Source organism: Bacillus cereus group sp. N21 (assembly GCF_016483395.1).
Lineage (GTDB): Bacteria > Bacillota > Bacilli > Bacillales > Bacillaceae_G > Bacillus_A > Bacillus_A pseudomycoides.
Window position 1 is genome coordinate 1 of sequence record NZ_JAEHBX010000090.1, and the last position, 15141, is coordinate 15141.

A 15141-nucleotide genomic window follows, 5' to 3' on the forward strand; every position below is an offset into this window, starting at 1 on the left:
GTCTCGTGGGCTCGGAGATGTGTATAAGAGACAGGTTTTAACACATAATATATTTCACTTTTGTAGCCCCAATTCGTTTTTTTCGTTTTGGGGGTATCATAAAAACTTAGCTTTATGGCAATGTGGAACAGGATGTTTCTTTAGGTAATCTTCTAAATCCGTTTTGTTATCAAAACCAATAGATACTGGTTGTCCATTAAACCCTTTTGTTTTTACTTGATACGGAAACTCTTCTGCAGCAAGTGCACCTCCAGCTCTAGTCAATAGAATACCAGTTGCTAAAACCCCAACTACTAGTTTTTTTAACATAAAAAAACTCCTTTTTTAATCTGAACGTACACTTTAGAAGACATTATATTTTTCTATAAATTGTAAATATTTAAAAATTATAGAAAAAATATAATTATTTATTCCGAATATTTAATTTAAATTTGACCATGCATAATAATACTCATTAAGGGATTTAAGGCGTATCTGTGCCAAGAAGTAAAAAATATACTTCAATAAAGAAGGATAGCATCTTTATGCTATCCCTCTTTTTCTGTTCAGATATTTATTCTATTTTTGTGGCAAATTAACTACCTAACATAACATATAATAACAAGGCCGCTGCCTCTTGCCGTTTCATTATTTGTTTTGATAAATAATCTGCTGATCCATCTTCATTATATATAACCTCTGGTCCGACTAAGTGATGACCTACAATGTTTTTCACAGACTCTATCGCCCAATCATCAGTTTCTCCTTTTAAAGTAGCTTCTGCAGGTGGAGCCTCTAGCATTTCTAAATAATGCCAAGCAATCCATGCTGCTTCTTGTCTAGTGATAGCACGATCTGGATAAAATTGTTCTCCCTCTTTTTCGTATAATATACCCAGTTCATATAACTTTTGAATATGAGATGCATACTGATGACCCTTTACATCAGAAAATACAGGGTCTTTTTTTGAAGGTGGTGCAAAGTACGCAATTTGAGACAACCAATATGAAAACTCTCCACGTGTAAGAGGGGCTTCAGGAACAAAATTCCCCTCCTTATTTGCTTTTAATATATCATATTGATGTAAAGGATCTATGAATTTAGCATATGGATGATTCACCTCTACATCTTGAAATCTCTTAGGTTCACTTAATTTCACCGCTGAACTACCAGAGTTCCAATGTATCATTTCTTTTACAGTACCATCTTTGTGAAGTTTAAACGCCATGTAATTACCCTTTTCATCTTCGAATAGTAAAGGATCTATTTGTTTTAATTCCTGTTTACCATACCTTTTATCAGCTACAAATAACTTTCCTTCGCTTATTTTCACATGCGTAATAAGGTTTTTCACCCGTAAATCACGGTACACACCTTCAAATTTCTTTAACTCTTCCTCGCTAGGTTTTAAATACTCTGGCTTCGTTTTATCTGGAAAATAGTGATTCATAAATTCATCAAATAATTTATAAGGAAGTAATGAACTATCTTTATTCGTGACAACAAAAACACCTAATTTATGTTCAGGAATTAACCACATTAAAGAAGAAAACCCTGGTATATTTCCACCTTTCCCAAAAACATATTGACCATTATGGCTTTGCGGTGAAAAGAATTCAAATCCATATGTCATATTGGGATACTTTGGATGCAACGCAAATTTTGTTTGTTGCATATCTTGCACAGTTTCTGTTTTTAGTATTTGTTTATTTTTGAATTTACCACCATTCAATTGAGCAATCATAAAATTGGCTACGTCACTTCCTGTAGAAAACATACTCCCTTGTGGCATGTCCGTCGGTCTTGTTTGATAAAATGGGATGACATCGCCTTTTTTATCGTATCCTGTTGCAAGCTTATCTTTAATAAAATTAGTCATAACAAAACTACTATTTTGCATCTCTAAAGGGTAAAAAATATTTTTCGCCATATATTTATAAAAAGGTGTGTCTGTCAAATTTTGAACAATATATCCTTGCAGCATAGAAGCAAAATTATCATATGTATACGTATCTCCTGGCTTTCTCACTACTGTGGGCATATTTTCTTCTACATAATCTTTAAGTTTTGTATAGTCATTTATTTGATCATGAATATCCCCCAATCTAGGATCCACGTCATCAAAACCTGTTGTATGAGTGAGTAAATGTTTCATTGTAACTGGTTCACCCACATTATTTTGGTACTTTAATCCCCCCATATAATTTACTATATCTTTATTTAAATCAATTTTTCCTTGTTCAACTAACTGCATTACAGCACTAGCAGTAAAAACCTTTGATACTGACGCTAATCGAAAAACGGTTTTTTTAGGATCGATGGGAATATTCTGTTCTTTGTTGGAAAAACCGTATCCTTTTTGAAATAGAATTTGATCATCTTTGACAACGACAATAGCTACACCAGGTGCATTTTCTGCTTTCATTTTCTCTGGAATTACTTTATTTGTGAAAGCTTCTACATCTTTAGCATTTAATGCTATAGAAGAAACTGTTTCAGCCTTCGAGTTATTACCACCCAAAAATACTAGAAAGAAACATAGGCTTATAACTAATAAACTTCGAAAATGATGAATAATTCTATGACTTCTTCTTTCCAAATTAATTCCCCCTTTAAAGCCAGATTTGTTGATTATTTTCTCAGTGTGCTAAACATTGATCCGGATAACACAACCATATTCTACCATAATTTATTTTGTTTACATAATTTTATTTATATTCTGTAATTTCATCCTCCTCTAACTTTATAAACAGTTTGGTTCTGGCACAAAAATGTTAGTGAAAAACATAGAGTAGCAAATTCCTCTACATTTCCCTCTTATGAAGCTAAGCCAAACAATTTATGAATAAATTCTCTCTGGTTTTGGACGGACTTGTCCGGGAAAAGTCTCCACTAGAGATGGTTAAGTTACCTTCCGCATGAGGTGATTCACCACTCGCTTGTGAACCTCCTCCCTCAGCGTGAGAAGATTGTCCCCTAGCTTCCGTACTTAGTACCTTCCGCATGGGAAGCAATTCCACTGGCAGTGGTAAAGCTCCCTTCTGCATGGGCAGCTTCTCCACTAACAATGGTACCGCTTCCTAACATTAACAACCTGTTATCCTTTTGATTATATTGGTGACGCGCCTAATCGTTATATAATTGAATCATCTTTAGTTTCTGTTCATTAAAATACTGATTTTATAGACCCTCGTTGGACGAATTCTCTCATATGTAAAATTGCATGAAAACACCAGGTAACATAATGCTATTATTTTGTTATAGATCTGCTCTATATTTTTCATTAATCATGTTGAAACCCTATAGAAAAACAATTGGTGAACTAAAGAACTGAAGGAAGGCACTCATTGAGTGTCTTTTCTTTTCATTCAAAATATTATATAATTATATCGGTATACTTCATTATTGCGATTAGCTTGGAAAACTAATCGCTTACCATGGACCTTTAGCTCAACTGGTTAGAGCAGACGGCTCATAACCGTCCGGTCGTAGGTTCGAATCCTACAAGGTCCACTTTCACAATTCATAAACTAATTATCACAAAAGATACTCGGAAGAGGTCTTTTCTTTTGTTTATGCCCTTCATATATAACTTGTACAAACTTTTTTCTCCCCTAATGCATATTTTATCCTTATATTTACAAATTTTCGTAGTAACCTTTTAGTATTTCGGGGAAAATCACTAAATAAGTGCATTCTTTTCTTTTTTCGACAGACACATTGCAACAAATTTAATAGAACCCTTTTGCTATTCTAATTTGGTGACTAATTGAATACTGAATGGAGTGAATTATTTTATGTTTGAAAAGCTTTCTTTGCTTTTTGTTTCCGGTGCATTATTCATGTCTTTAACAGCTTGTACACCAAATTATCAAAAAGCCTCAGCAAAGAATGAAAGTTCAGCTTCCCTGTATACCACCAAAAAATTGCAAAATGAATTCCCCATTAGGATGCCGATTGATGAATATATTGCTAAGAAAAATAAGATGAATATTAAACATCCGACTAGCATTCCTCTTCAGAATGGAAATGTAGGAAGAGTATTACAAACAACTGATGGGTTTGTTGTTATTTGTGGTAATGAAAAAGAGATTTTTAATGTAGTAGTATTTAGAACGCTGGATGAAGTAAAAGAATATGAGACGAGTTTAAGAGAAAAATAATTCCAAACAAAATGCTGGTGTTGCTTTAAAATAAAGTTTGATCAAATTGATACTAATAATCTTGATAAATAATCATAGAAAAGAGCGTGTTTTGAAAAAAGATTAATTAAAACACGCTCTTAATATTTTCAGTTGGTTCACTCTTTTGTAAAAAAGTTTGATCATTCCCTATCTATGTTGCTCCACAATAGCGCCCTATTCTTGAATAGGTATATGATCGCTCACTAAGTGAATAAAGTAGTTGCCCTTATAATAGAGCAGTCAGCGCTATTTTCGTAAGCAAATTAGTGCACGCTTATTTCCTTCCACTCAAAATCACTGCATTTCCTAATACTTTTTTGTTCAATAAGAACTTTGGCAATTTCATTTCTTTAGCAAGCTTGTAGCTATTCAATGCAGATACACCATGTTTCTTTAAGACATTTAAGAGCTCTTTTTCATCCCCAAATATTTTTTCATCCATAAACAAATCTAAGAAGACAAATTCACCACCAGGTTTTAACACTCTTAATGCTTCTTTAATTACTTCAGTTTTATTTTCTCTATCTTTTACTTCATGAAAGGTTAGACAACTTACAATTATATCAAATTCATCATCATTAAAAGGGAGTTCTGCAGCACTTGCTTTCAGAAAATCAACCCTATCAGAGACCCCTTCTATTTCAGCATTCTGTTGACATTGAGCTTTCGAATATTCCCAATTCCCTCCCCAATAATCAATTCCAGTTAAAAAGGACTTAGGAAAAGTCTTTGCCAGTTTAATAATCAGTGAACCACTGCCTGTTCCTATATCTAGTATTTTTCCTTTTCCATCCCAATTCACCTTGGCAACAATTAAATCATGTATTTTTGACTGATAATTCCCTCCAAATGCTGCGAATTGGTAAACTGAATAAGAAAGTATGAATGCTATATACATAAAAGGCAACGCTAAAACCCCTGACAGGACTCGCAGATATAAATTAACAGGTAATAATGTTACCAAGAGAAAAATGAGTGAAATAACCAAAAAAATAAGTAGTTTGTAAATTCGTATCCAAGTTTGATATTTAGCTTTCGTTTTCAAGATATCAGCCATCCTAAAATAATCTATTTTTTGTTTATTATAATTATATAGGAAATTAATACCCCTTTGTTAGGTCTTTAAAGATATTCTTATTAAATAATCCTGCCCTATAGTCTAACAAGTTATGTTTGCAGCAGGTGAGGTAAGAAAAATAGTTGCGGAAGAATTAGAAAAAGCGAGGATGGACCCCAGGACAGGGCGAAAACCAATGTCTTCACCAAGATTCGTGGTTCTAATGTTAGAAAAAGGCGAATAGAAATATAGGTGTACCGCCATATATCCATCAACTTAAGAAGTTTATAACGCCCATCAAAACAAAAAAATGTACATTTTTTTGTTTTGGAGTACTTATATTTTCATAGCTTGATGCGCATGTAGTGATATCTCCCCATTAGTAAAATTCTCTGGAGGTGTATGGATATGGACTGGCATAGTATTACATTGACGGCGGCCGGGGTCATCGGCGGTGGTACCGCGATAGTTCACGGCATACTGATGAAACGGCTGATAATCAAGCCGATTGAGGCAGTTTTTGTGGCGAATGGGCAGATATCTGCACCGATACAAAAGCTCGTACGATTGCTTTTGCATTTTACCACGCTCAATTGGTTAATCAGCGGGCTCACCTTGATTGCCGCCGCAATCTGGTTCAAGCAGGATGCAAGGCTCGTGACTGGCCTACTTGCAGGTAGCTCTTTTCTATATGGTGCTATCATCTCTTTTTGGGTAATGCGCCGCCCTCATCCTAGCTGGATTTTATTGTCCGTTGCGCTCCTTTTAATCGTCTTGGGGCTAACGCCGGTGGCCTAAGGCCCTACTTAAACTCATTAGACATGAGCGATTCCGTGGAACGAAAATCATCAAGTAGAGGAAGATGAACCTCAATTTATTTTACTAAATAAATCTCAAAAACAACGTTCAAAATGGTTAAAGGGTATAGGTTACACAGCTTTTGTTTGGCCTGCTTTATTTTGATTGATACATATTTACTGGGCAATTGGTGGTACCTTAATAGTAGCAAAGAGGATCTGTGTAGTAACGGAACAAGAACGGCAATAACTTAGATTTATGTTGGCTTGTACTACAAGTAGTTTGTTTTTAGAAAAGAAATTTTTTATTAAAAGGTTGTTTAAATAGTATGCTTAGTATTTATTGATACATAATAAAAGAGTTCAATAACATAAGTTATATGGGATACCGCCACATCGCCATCAAGCTAAGAAAAAGAATTACCCCCAAGACGGAAAAAATATACTATTCCTTTAATTGAGGTCACTATACATACCAATTTAAAAGGAATAGTATATTTTTCGGTAGGATAAACCGAAGGGGTTCTCCAAATGCTGATGATGTTCCACATAAAGAAAATGCATGAACCAAAAGATAAATTTCTCACCAACAAGTAGATTTTTCTAAAGATTAAATGGAATTTGTCCATACATTATTTTTACATTTATTATACTTGCACCTAAATAGTCTTTATGACCTATTCTTTATAATTTTTGAAGACTTTTTTCAATCATTTTTAATTTTCTGCACCAGAGCCCTCAAGAGAGCAAACCGCTCTCTTTTTTATCATGGCAGAACTTTAACGTCTAACTTAAGTTTGCCATGTTTATTCAAAAGCTTTAAAAAAGAACCGATATCTCCTTATTTTTGTGGAGTGACGGGTTGCATTTTTAATTCTTTTATCCCTTCTTTTAATGTGAACGCATCTGTTCTTACTGTTTTCCAACTGTCTTTAGCTGCATTCAAGTTGGGTAGTAAGAATTTAAATTTATTTTGATCAGCTTTTTCAGATGCCTTATCAATAAATTGTAGAACTGATCCATATTGACGATCTAAATCACTCCATTGGTCGTACATAAAAGTAAGAGATTTCAGAGCATTATCAATCGCACTATGCATCTGATCAATATTATTAAACGCAACTCCAACTACACGATTTAATGTTAGTTTATAATCTACAGTCTGACGTAATTTTGCTAATTCTGGCTCTAACCAGCCTAACTTACTTCTTGCATCACCTATCATTATACCACCAGAAATCATTACGGGAAAAAACGGAATCTTTACCATTGTCAATCCTTTAGATTCTATGTCTTTCTGATAGTTTACTTGTCCTAAAACTTCATTTAGACGCTTTTGATCGTCCTCAACCGCAGCTCCTTGGTTTTTTAAAATCGACTGCAAGAGATCTTTATCGCTTCCAAATGCTCTAACATCTTGTCCAATATCGTCTTTTAACTTAGTTAATTCTTGTATTAATTTTTGTGCATACTCTTCGTTTTGTTGAATTTCACCTCGTAAATCTGTAATCCCTTTTTTAAGAATATCTCCGTTCCCTGTATGAATTGCCTCTACTAATGTTCCATAATGATTATCAAATTTTGTATCGTATTCAATAATGCCTGTCAATGTATCCAAAAGCTGTCCTTTTATTTGCGTATCCCATTTAACAGCATGTTCTCTTGCATTCTTTTGATCTTGTACAATTTTAATAGGTAAATCTGCATACCCATTAATAATAATCCCTTCAAAATTCACATCTGGATTATTAATTAACAAACAAGAATAGTCATTCGTAGATTTTGCAAATACCCCAGCATCTTGCAAAGCTTTTTTCATCTTCTCTTCATTTGCTGAAAGAGACATATCTCCAGTGTTAGTTTGTTCAATTTCACTTGCAAAAGTTGCTACTGGTGTGACTGCATAAGTGGTTGTCATAGTTAAAAACGTTGATACAGCGAGTATTTTGTAAGGGAGTTTTTTCATCATTTCATATTCCTCCTATATAGGTTTTGATTGTAAGTTCATTTCTCCTTTAAAAGCGATATCTTTTGAAGCTAGTTCTGCATCGTTATGAATATCATTTCAACTTTGTTTAGCAGCCTTTAAATCATCAAGTATTAAAGAAAATTTATAGTGAAAGGCGAAGTCTTGAATCAGACTTCGCCTTTTCGTTATATAGGGATTTACTAATTATTTTATAACCATTTAACAATGTAATCATAGATTCTCTATGTTTTGAGTAACTTTGCAACGGAACCAATATTTCCTTATTTTTGTGGAGTAACAGATTCCACTTTTAATTCTTTTATCCCTTCTTTTAATGTGACAGCATCTGTTCTTAATGTTTTCCAACTATCTTTAGCAGCATTCAAGTTAGGTTTTAAGAATTTAAATTTATTTTGATCAGCTTTTTGAGATGCAGTCTCAATATGTCCCAGTACTCCCGAATATTGAGAATCTAAATCATGCCACTGCGTGGACATATAAGTAAGAGCATTAATAGCATCATCAAGTGCCTTATGCATCTCATTAATATTAATATACGCAACTCCAACTACACGATTTAATGTTGTTTTATAATCTACAGTCTGACGTAATTCTGCTAATGTAGGCTCTAACTTAGATAAATTATCTCTTGCTATACCCACTATGATACCACCAATGATCGGTAGGCCCAAAATGGCGCCCTTCATTACATTAAATCCATCAGACTCTAATTTTTTATAATAGTTTACTGAGTCTAAAATTTGTTGTAGACGCTTTTCATCGGCCTCAACATCAGCACCTTGGTTTTTTAAAATCGACTGCAAGAGTTCTTTATCGCTTCCAAATGCTCTAACATCTTGTCCAATAGCGTCTCTTAATTTAGTTAATTCTTGTATTAATTGTTGTGCAGACTTTTGGTTTTGTTGAATTTCACCTCGTAAATCTGTGATCCCTTCTTTTAAAGTCTCTCCATCCCCTGTATTAATCGCATCTACTATTGTTTCATAATAATTTTCAAATGTTGTATCGTATTCAATAATGCCTGTTAATGTATCTAAAAGCTGTTTTTTTACTTGCGTATCCCATGTAACTGCATGTGATCTTGCATTCTTTTGATCTTGTACAATTCTACCAGGTAAATCTACATATCCATTAATAGTAATTCCTTCAAAATTCACATCTGGATTCTTAATTAACATATAAGAATAGGCATTCATAGATTTTGCAAATAACCCAGCCTTTTGCAAGGTTTCTTTCATCTTTGCTTCATTTGCTGAAAGAGACGTATCTCCATTGTTCGTTTGTTCAATTTCACTTGCATAAGTTGCTACTGGTGAGACTACAGAAGTTGTTGTCATAGTTAAAAGCGCCGATGCAACGATTAATTTGTAAGGGATTTTATTTAGCATTTCATATTCCTCCTAATATAGGTTTTGATTATAAGTTCTATTCTTGTTTAAAAGCGATGTCTTTCGAAATGAATTCTGCATCTTTATGAATATCACTCCAACTTTGTTTAGCAGCTTTTAAATCATCAAGTATTAAAGAGAATTTATGTTCTTGCATAGAGTCGATATTATCATGTAAATCTGTATAATTGGCCCCCATTTTATTCCATTGTTGTTGGATATTTGTTAGAGACAGTATCGCTTGATCCACTGTTTGATACAGATCTGTCAAAGTTGCTTTCGCGTTAGTAAGCGAAATAACTGCTTGGCTAGCAAGATCGGCTTTCGTACCTAATTCTCCGATTTTTTTAGAAATTTCGTTATAAGAGTCCATATGCTTAGACGCCGTGACACCAGCAGCTGTTCCTAAACCGATACCAGCTGCACCGAGAGCTGCAAGGCCACCAACAACAGCTGGTGTTGCTGTACCGCCAGTCACAACAATTACTACTCCTCCTGCAATGGCTGCAGCAACTAAAATGAATGCTCCCAATCCACCACCAATTGACCATGCTAATACATTGTTAAAATGCTCTGTCTGAGTAGAACGTAGCTTCTCAATTTCAGCTTGAAGTTGTGGAATCAATGCATTATTTCCAGCTAATAGTGCCGTTAATCCACCTTGCCCATCTGGGCCACCAACATTATTTTTAAACCCTATAGAATTGTCATACAGTTTTGTTTTGAACTCTTGTAACATCTTAATTACTTCTGTGACTTCTTTTGAATTTGTATTAATTGTAGTGATTAAATCATTTATGCCCTCTTTTAACTCTGCTTTATCTTTCTTTTGTACAGCAGCTTCCAATATATCGTAATAATTTTTAAATTGTTCATCGTAATTTACAATATTACGTGCTGTTTTTTGAATCTTCGGCTTCGCTGTATCTAACCAATAATTCGCATTGATTCGTGACAGTTCCTGATTAAGGTGAATATTTTTAATTAATTCTGCTCCTTCTGAGCCTAAATCAATATTAGATAAATTTACATTTGGTTGTTTAATCATTGTTTTTGCGTACAAATCCATTACAAGAATATGAGATCCTGTTCCAGCTAATGCTTTCTTCAGCCCTTCAGGCCCTAATTCATAATTCCCTACTTTTTGTTCTTGAGCGGTCGTTTCTTGTGCAAATGCATGAATAGTGTTACCGGTAGTAGCAGTGATAACCGTTGCCAGAGTGGCCAAAGTCAACACTTTAAATGGAAGTTTCTTCATATCTATTCTCCTCCTTAGTCTTTCGATAGATTCTTATAATCTTTGCAAATTTTAAAAAACATAATATTAAAATTTATAAACTTGCTCTTCAAGGTAACTTGTTACATTTTTTAATTGTCTTAATGTATCTTTTTGAGACTGCTGGTTAGTTGTATCAACATTAGTAGATAATTTTGTAATACTATTTTTGATTAGATCCAAGTCTGATTTATAGCGTTTTAGTAGGTCAAGTTCTACATTTACTTGATTTGCAAATGTATGTAAATCATTTTGCATAAGAAGAAGCATTGATTTTTGTAAATCTGCTATTTTTAGATTCTTTGTTAAATCATAAAATTTTTGGTTTTGTGTCTCTAAATCATCTAAATGTGCTCGTTTCTCTGCTGTTAGTTTATTTACCTCAGCGAAGGCACTATATGTTTTTTTAAGTTTTTCACGGTCAATAACTTTCGTAAGGTCATACTCTTTCGTTTTTGCAACTGCAGCTGCAGCTATTTCAGCTTGTTTGCTTTTCTCAATTGCATCACGAGCTTCTTTTTTGGCAGCTTCAATCTCTAGAGCACATTTACCCTTTTCTTTCGCTTCTTGCTCTGCTTTTTTCTCTGCTTCTAAAATAGAGTTGTTAATTTCTTTGCCTTTGTTATACGCTGCCACCGCTGTTTGAGCAGCAGGTTCAATGATATCTTTTGAAAGGTTATAGACTTCTTTAAATATAACAAACCCTTGTTCATTTAAAGCTCCTGGTAACAATGCGATTTGTTGTAAATCATCTTGAATTGATTTTTGAGTATTTAGTAATTCATTTTTTAACTGGTCTATTTTCCCTGTTCCATCTGAACTTAGGACACCCTGCGCTTTTGTCACATCAGTATCGAGATCTTTCAGTTTTGTATCAAGCTGTAATTTAAGATCTGTTAATTCATTAATCTGACGTTGCACGTTTTCTTGGTTCGTCATAGCCATGTCTTGAAGAACTTCTAGTCTATCTACAAACCCTTCTTTATCTTCTTTAGTGTCTACAAACGCTTTTAATGTTGGATAATAGCTATTAAATTTAGTTACAAATCCTTTACTTTTTGAATTTAATAGAATTAAATTTGGATAAAGTTCCGATGACCATTCTTTCATATCTTGCTTGATTAGGAATTGGTTTGTGTTTAAAGCTGGGACTTCCTCAAGCTGTACATTAGGGCTCATTAAAGCTTGATCTATATATGTTTGGATTAATTTAGATTGCGCACCTAATTTTCGTAATGATGAGGAAATATCCGTGTTCTCTTGTTGCGTTTCTGCCTTAACGATTGGCGTTGCGAGAGTATTGATAGGAATAGCTGCCCCAGTAACAATGGATGTTATTAAAAATCCTTTAATTATTTTATTTTTCATTCAGTACACCTCTTCACTATTGTCTTTTTACAATCTTATTCATATATCTTGAACGACCTAGCGCTAGGCTCTCTCCTTGCACACGCTTGAGGAAGGAGAATTCTTTCGGATAGAGTGTTAAACTCTGGTTATTATTTACTTCTCATAGAATGTAAGGACCTTACTTCCCCCTCATTTAAACACTATGTTTTTAATAAGTAAACAATAAAATTTCATCATTTATATTTAATAATTCAGATATTTTATATTTATAATATAAAAAAATTATATTAAAAAAAATTAAATGCTATTAATCACTTCACTAAGTGAAATAATTATACTATGATAATTAAACCTACAATATAGTGATTTTCATTGATCTATATTAATCTCTTGCTAAAAAATGTTTTTAATATAATTTAATGGTACTTCATATGTAATTTTACTTTATTTGGAAATGCACAATTACATATAAATATAGTCATATCAACCATAAATAACTCATACTATTATTATCCTATGAATAGTAATTTGATTTTCCATAAACATTACAGGGAAAATTTTTTTCTAGGGGTTCAGCCGAGATACGTGTAAAAACGGGGCATAGTGATACAATATTTACCAATCTATTATTATTTAGGTTGTAATTAAAATGAACATTTTTTCTATAGACAGCAATATTAAGAAATAGATTATTAAAACAGTATTCCTATTACTTTATCATCTTTATTATTTTATAAGATGGATCTAATTAACTTCCGATAACGATTTGAAAAATGCATTTTTCTATTTAGGATTATCACTTCATTATTTAGGAGATGTTAATCAGCCTATGCATGCAGCAAACTTTACTAATGTTTCGCTTCCAGTTGCCTTACACTCAAAATATGAAAACTTCGTCGATATTGTAAAAGACAATTATAAAGTAAAAGATGGAAATGGCTATTGGAACTGGAAAAGTGTAAATCCAGAAGATTGGGTCCACGCTTCTGCAGTTGGTGCAAAAGCTGATTTCCCATTAATTGTTCATGATAAGACGAAAGAGTTATTTATAGATGCCACTGTATCACAAGACGCTGCTGATAAAGTGAAACTTCAATCAATGGGGGTTTTCTCCATCCCCCACTGATTATTAGTTGAACCAATCGGGCTTTTACGGGCAGTTTATCTCCCACCTAACTTCTTTAGAAAAGCGTAAGCGGCTCGCTCAGAATCGCAGGACGTTGGGGCCCCCGACAGAAAGGCGCTTTTTGCCTCGTCCGAGAGGGCGAAACGACCGGAGATTCTAGCCGCTAGAGCTGGACAATGCTTTCGCAGAATTTTGAGGCGGGAGTATTACTGCCCGTTAATGCGGGATAAATGGCGTGCTGAAATAACACCGGTGACCGGAAAACGTTTAATGGAGGCGCAACGTATTACAGCTGGATATATCCACTTATAGTTTGATACGTATGTGAATCATAAATAATAAAATAATTGAAAAAAGAGAGTCCCTTTTCCAAAAAAGGCACTCTCTTTTTTCAATTAGATAGTTTCTCCATGATCTAAACAAAGTAGATTAGCTTTAGCTGATGGCTCTTCAATAGATTGATTAGCAACACCAAAAGATAAAATCCCTGTAAAAATCATTACAGTTAAAAGTAATTTTTTCATTATTTTTAGGCTCCCTTCTCCAAATCTTTTTTGTCAGCATCTAGGGCAATGTGAAAGAATCTACTGGCTTTTTCATCATTGCTTAGGTCATAGAATTTATTTCCGAGAATTGAAGCATATTCTTTTACATGACCCCATAGATTTTCTTTCTTGAAGTAATATATTCCTGTCATAATAACTTTCTCTAGTTCCTCAATCTCTGCTCCCTTATTCAGTTCTCTTAAGATAGCAAAATGGCACTTATATTCTTTAAGTTTTGTAAGGTTATATCCTTGTTCAATTAGATCTGCAGCAAGAAAATTTTCTCTTAACTTATAGTATTCCCTAGCTAATAAAAACATAGTTTTAGGGTTATTTTTTAAGGAATCCTTTAAATACTTAATCGCTAACTCTGAAAGGTTTTGATCAGCATATAATAATCCTAAATTATGTTTCACTTTAGCTATTAGTTGTTCTTCGCCATATTTTTCAAATATTCTAAGAGCTGAAATGAAATTTTCCTCAGCAATTTCATACAGCCTAAGTTTAGTACAAGCAAGTCCTATGGTGTTTTGACAGGAAGCAACTTTCATTTCATATCCTGTATGCTTCGAAAATACCTCTTTTGCCTTATTAGCATATTTAGCAGCCAACAACGGGTTTAAGGATTGATAATGGAATACTGCAAACATGTAATCAAATTCAGCCTTTTCTAATTCATCTGGAATAGTTGCTAAGAGTTTTTCAGCCTTCTCATATTGTTCTTTAGCTTCATTATGATTTCCAACTGAAATTGCATAAATAGCTTTGAAGAAATGATAATAATATTTCAAAAATGTTTCGGTTTGTTCTGGAAATGGAGCAATCTTTTCTAGACAGTCTTTAGAACCATCTATATCACAAACCAGTAAATTATATCTAAAGTTAAGTAGGGAATAATAGATAGAGATATTAGAGTCTTCTTCAATACTATGAATATTTCTATCAATCTCTTCTTTTAAGTGTTTAGCTTTTATTATATGTTGAGAAATAATTGCATTATACCAACTGCTTAATAATGTTATTATTTCTTCTTTTGCTATTATATGTGTATCCATAATATTCTTCATCCTATTATATTAATATTATAACAAAAAACAAATTTTCCGACATTTTATTCTGTAAAAAGCTAGATAGTACCTAAGGTACTATCTAACTTTCCATAATGTTGTCGAAACAATAGCAGAACCTGGCCTATCCTCTTACTTATACAACCATTATGTGTTGAGTTCATCAATACGGATAAGAACTATATTTCTTACTTACTTAATTTTTGCTGCATCAAAAGCTTTTTGAACTGCTTGAACCTCAGTTGAGTTCGCCCCATATTTATTTGCTGCAACTCGAAGGCATGCCGATCTCAATTCGGAGAAACCAGAAGTCATGTTTAATTCATCAGTGTTTGCATAATGGAAAATATCAAACATTTTATCCTCGCCAATACCTTTTACA

At 33.5% G+C, this 15141-nt stretch carries 11 protein-coding genes, 1 tRNA gene and 3 pseudogenes; 5 read left to right on the forward strand and 10 right to left on the reverse strand.

Translation table 11 applies throughout. The features are described from left to right. Window positions 1–96: 96 nt before the first annotated feature. The gene (locus JDS96_RS27290; protein ID WP_006097103.1) at window positions 97–309 is read right to left on the reverse strand and encodes a hypothetical protein; all 213 of its coding nucleotides are present in this window, start codon (window positions 307–309) and stop codon (window positions 97–99) included. A 265-nt stretch (window positions 310–574) separates the two neighbouring features. Next, on the reverse strand, window positions 575–2578 hold the full coding sequence (locus JDS96_RS27295; RefSeq protein ID WP_206777234.1) for a serine hydrolase domain-containing protein: 2004 nt from the start codon (window positions 2576–2578) through the stop codon (window positions 575–577). Between the two features lie 481 nt (window positions 2579–3059). Between JDS96_RS27295 and JDS96_RS27305 the strand changes: the two are divergent. From JDS96_RS27305 to JDS96_RS27315, 3 genes and pseudogenes are all read left to right on the forward strand, one after another. Further along, window positions 3060–3149, forward strand: a pseudogene (locus JDS96_RS27305) (class D sortase); the annotation flags it as partial. A 269-nt stretch (window positions 3150–3418) separates the two neighbouring features. Further along, a tRNA-Ile gene (locus JDS96_RS27310) sits at window positions 3419–3492 on the forward strand. A 284-nt stretch (window positions 3493–3776) separates the two neighbouring features. Then, window positions 3777–4142, forward strand: a complete 366-nt coding sequence (locus tag JDS96_RS27315; protein WP_199668668.1) for a hypothetical protein — start codon at window positions 3777–3779, stop codon at window positions 4140–4142. A gap of 295 nt (window positions 4143–4437) precedes the next feature. On the opposite strand, the gene JDS96_RS27320 is transcribed toward JDS96_RS27315, so the two are convergent. After that, a complete protein-coding gene (locus tag JDS96_RS27320; protein WP_199668676.1) occupies window positions 4438–5211 on the reverse strand; it encodes a class I SAM-dependent methyltransferase in 774 nt (257 codons plus the stop codon). Window positions 5212–5628: 417 nt separating this feature from the next. On the opposite strand from JDS96_RS27320, the gene JDS96_RS27325 reads away from it, so the two are divergent. Beyond that, complete coding sequence (locus JDS96_RS27325) at window positions 5629–6018, forward strand: hypothetical protein (RefSeq protein ID WP_018766068.1); 390 nt, start codon at window positions 5629–5631, stop codon at window positions 6016–6018. Window positions 6019–6894: 876 nt separating this feature from the next. Here the strand turns inward: JDS96_RS27325 and JDS96_RS27330 are convergent. From JDS96_RS27330 to hblC, 4 genes and pseudogenes are all read right to left on the reverse strand, one after another. After that, window positions 6895–7986 (reverse strand): annotated as a pseudogene (locus JDS96_RS27330) (ClyA family alpha-helical pore-forming toxin); the annotation flags it as partial. A gap of 281 nt (window positions 7987–8267) precedes the next feature. Continuing rightward, window positions 8268–9395 carry a hemolysin BL binding component B gene (gene hblA / locus JDS96_RS27335; RefSeq protein WP_199668670.1) on the reverse strand — a complete coding sequence of 376 codons (1128 nt, stop codon included), beginning with the start codon at window positions 9393–9395 and terminating at the stop codon, window positions 8268–8270. 37 nt (window positions 9396–9432) lie between these two features. Further along, window positions 9433–10653 (reverse strand): hemolysin BL lytic component L1, encoded by a 1221-nt coding sequence (hblD, locus tag JDS96_RS27340; RefSeq protein WP_199668671.1) that lies wholly within the window; start codon window positions 10651–10653, stop codon window positions 9433–9435. Window positions 10654–10719: 66 nt separating this feature from the next. Continuing rightward, window positions 10720–12039, reverse strand: coding sequence for a hemolysin BL lytic component L2 (gene hblC / locus JDS96_RS27345; protein WP_199668672.1), 1320 nt, complete (start codon window positions 12037–12039; stop codon window positions 10720–10722). A 739-nt stretch (window positions 12040–12778) separates the two neighbouring features. Between hblC and JDS96_RS27350 the strand changes: the two are divergent. After that, a pseudogene (locus tag JDS96_RS27350) lies at window positions 12779–13105 on the forward strand (zinc dependent phospholipase C family protein); the annotation flags it as partial. A 437-nt stretch (window positions 13106–13542) separates the two neighbouring features. Here JDS96_RS27350 and JDS96_RS32910 read toward each other — a convergent pair. From JDS96_RS32910 to JDS96_RS27365, 3 genes are all read right to left on the reverse strand, one after another. Beyond that, on the reverse strand, window positions 13543–13671 hold the full coding sequence (locus JDS96_RS32910; protein WP_257130940.1) for a hypothetical protein: 129 nt from the start codon (window positions 13669–13671) through the stop codon (window positions 13543–13545). 5 nt (window positions 13672–13676) lie between these two features. Continuing rightward, window positions 13677–14747 carry a Rap family tetratricopeptide repeat protein gene (locus tag JDS96_RS27360; RefSeq protein ID WP_199668673.1) on the reverse strand — a complete coding sequence of 357 codons (1071 nt, stop codon included), beginning with the start codon at window positions 14745–14747 and terminating at the stop codon, window positions 13677–13679. 204 nt (window positions 14748–14951) lie between these two features. Continuing rightward, the coding region (locus JDS96_RS27365) for a M4 family metallopeptidase (RefSeq protein WP_199668674.1) at window positions 14952–15141 on the reverse strand (190 nt) is incomplete at its 5' end.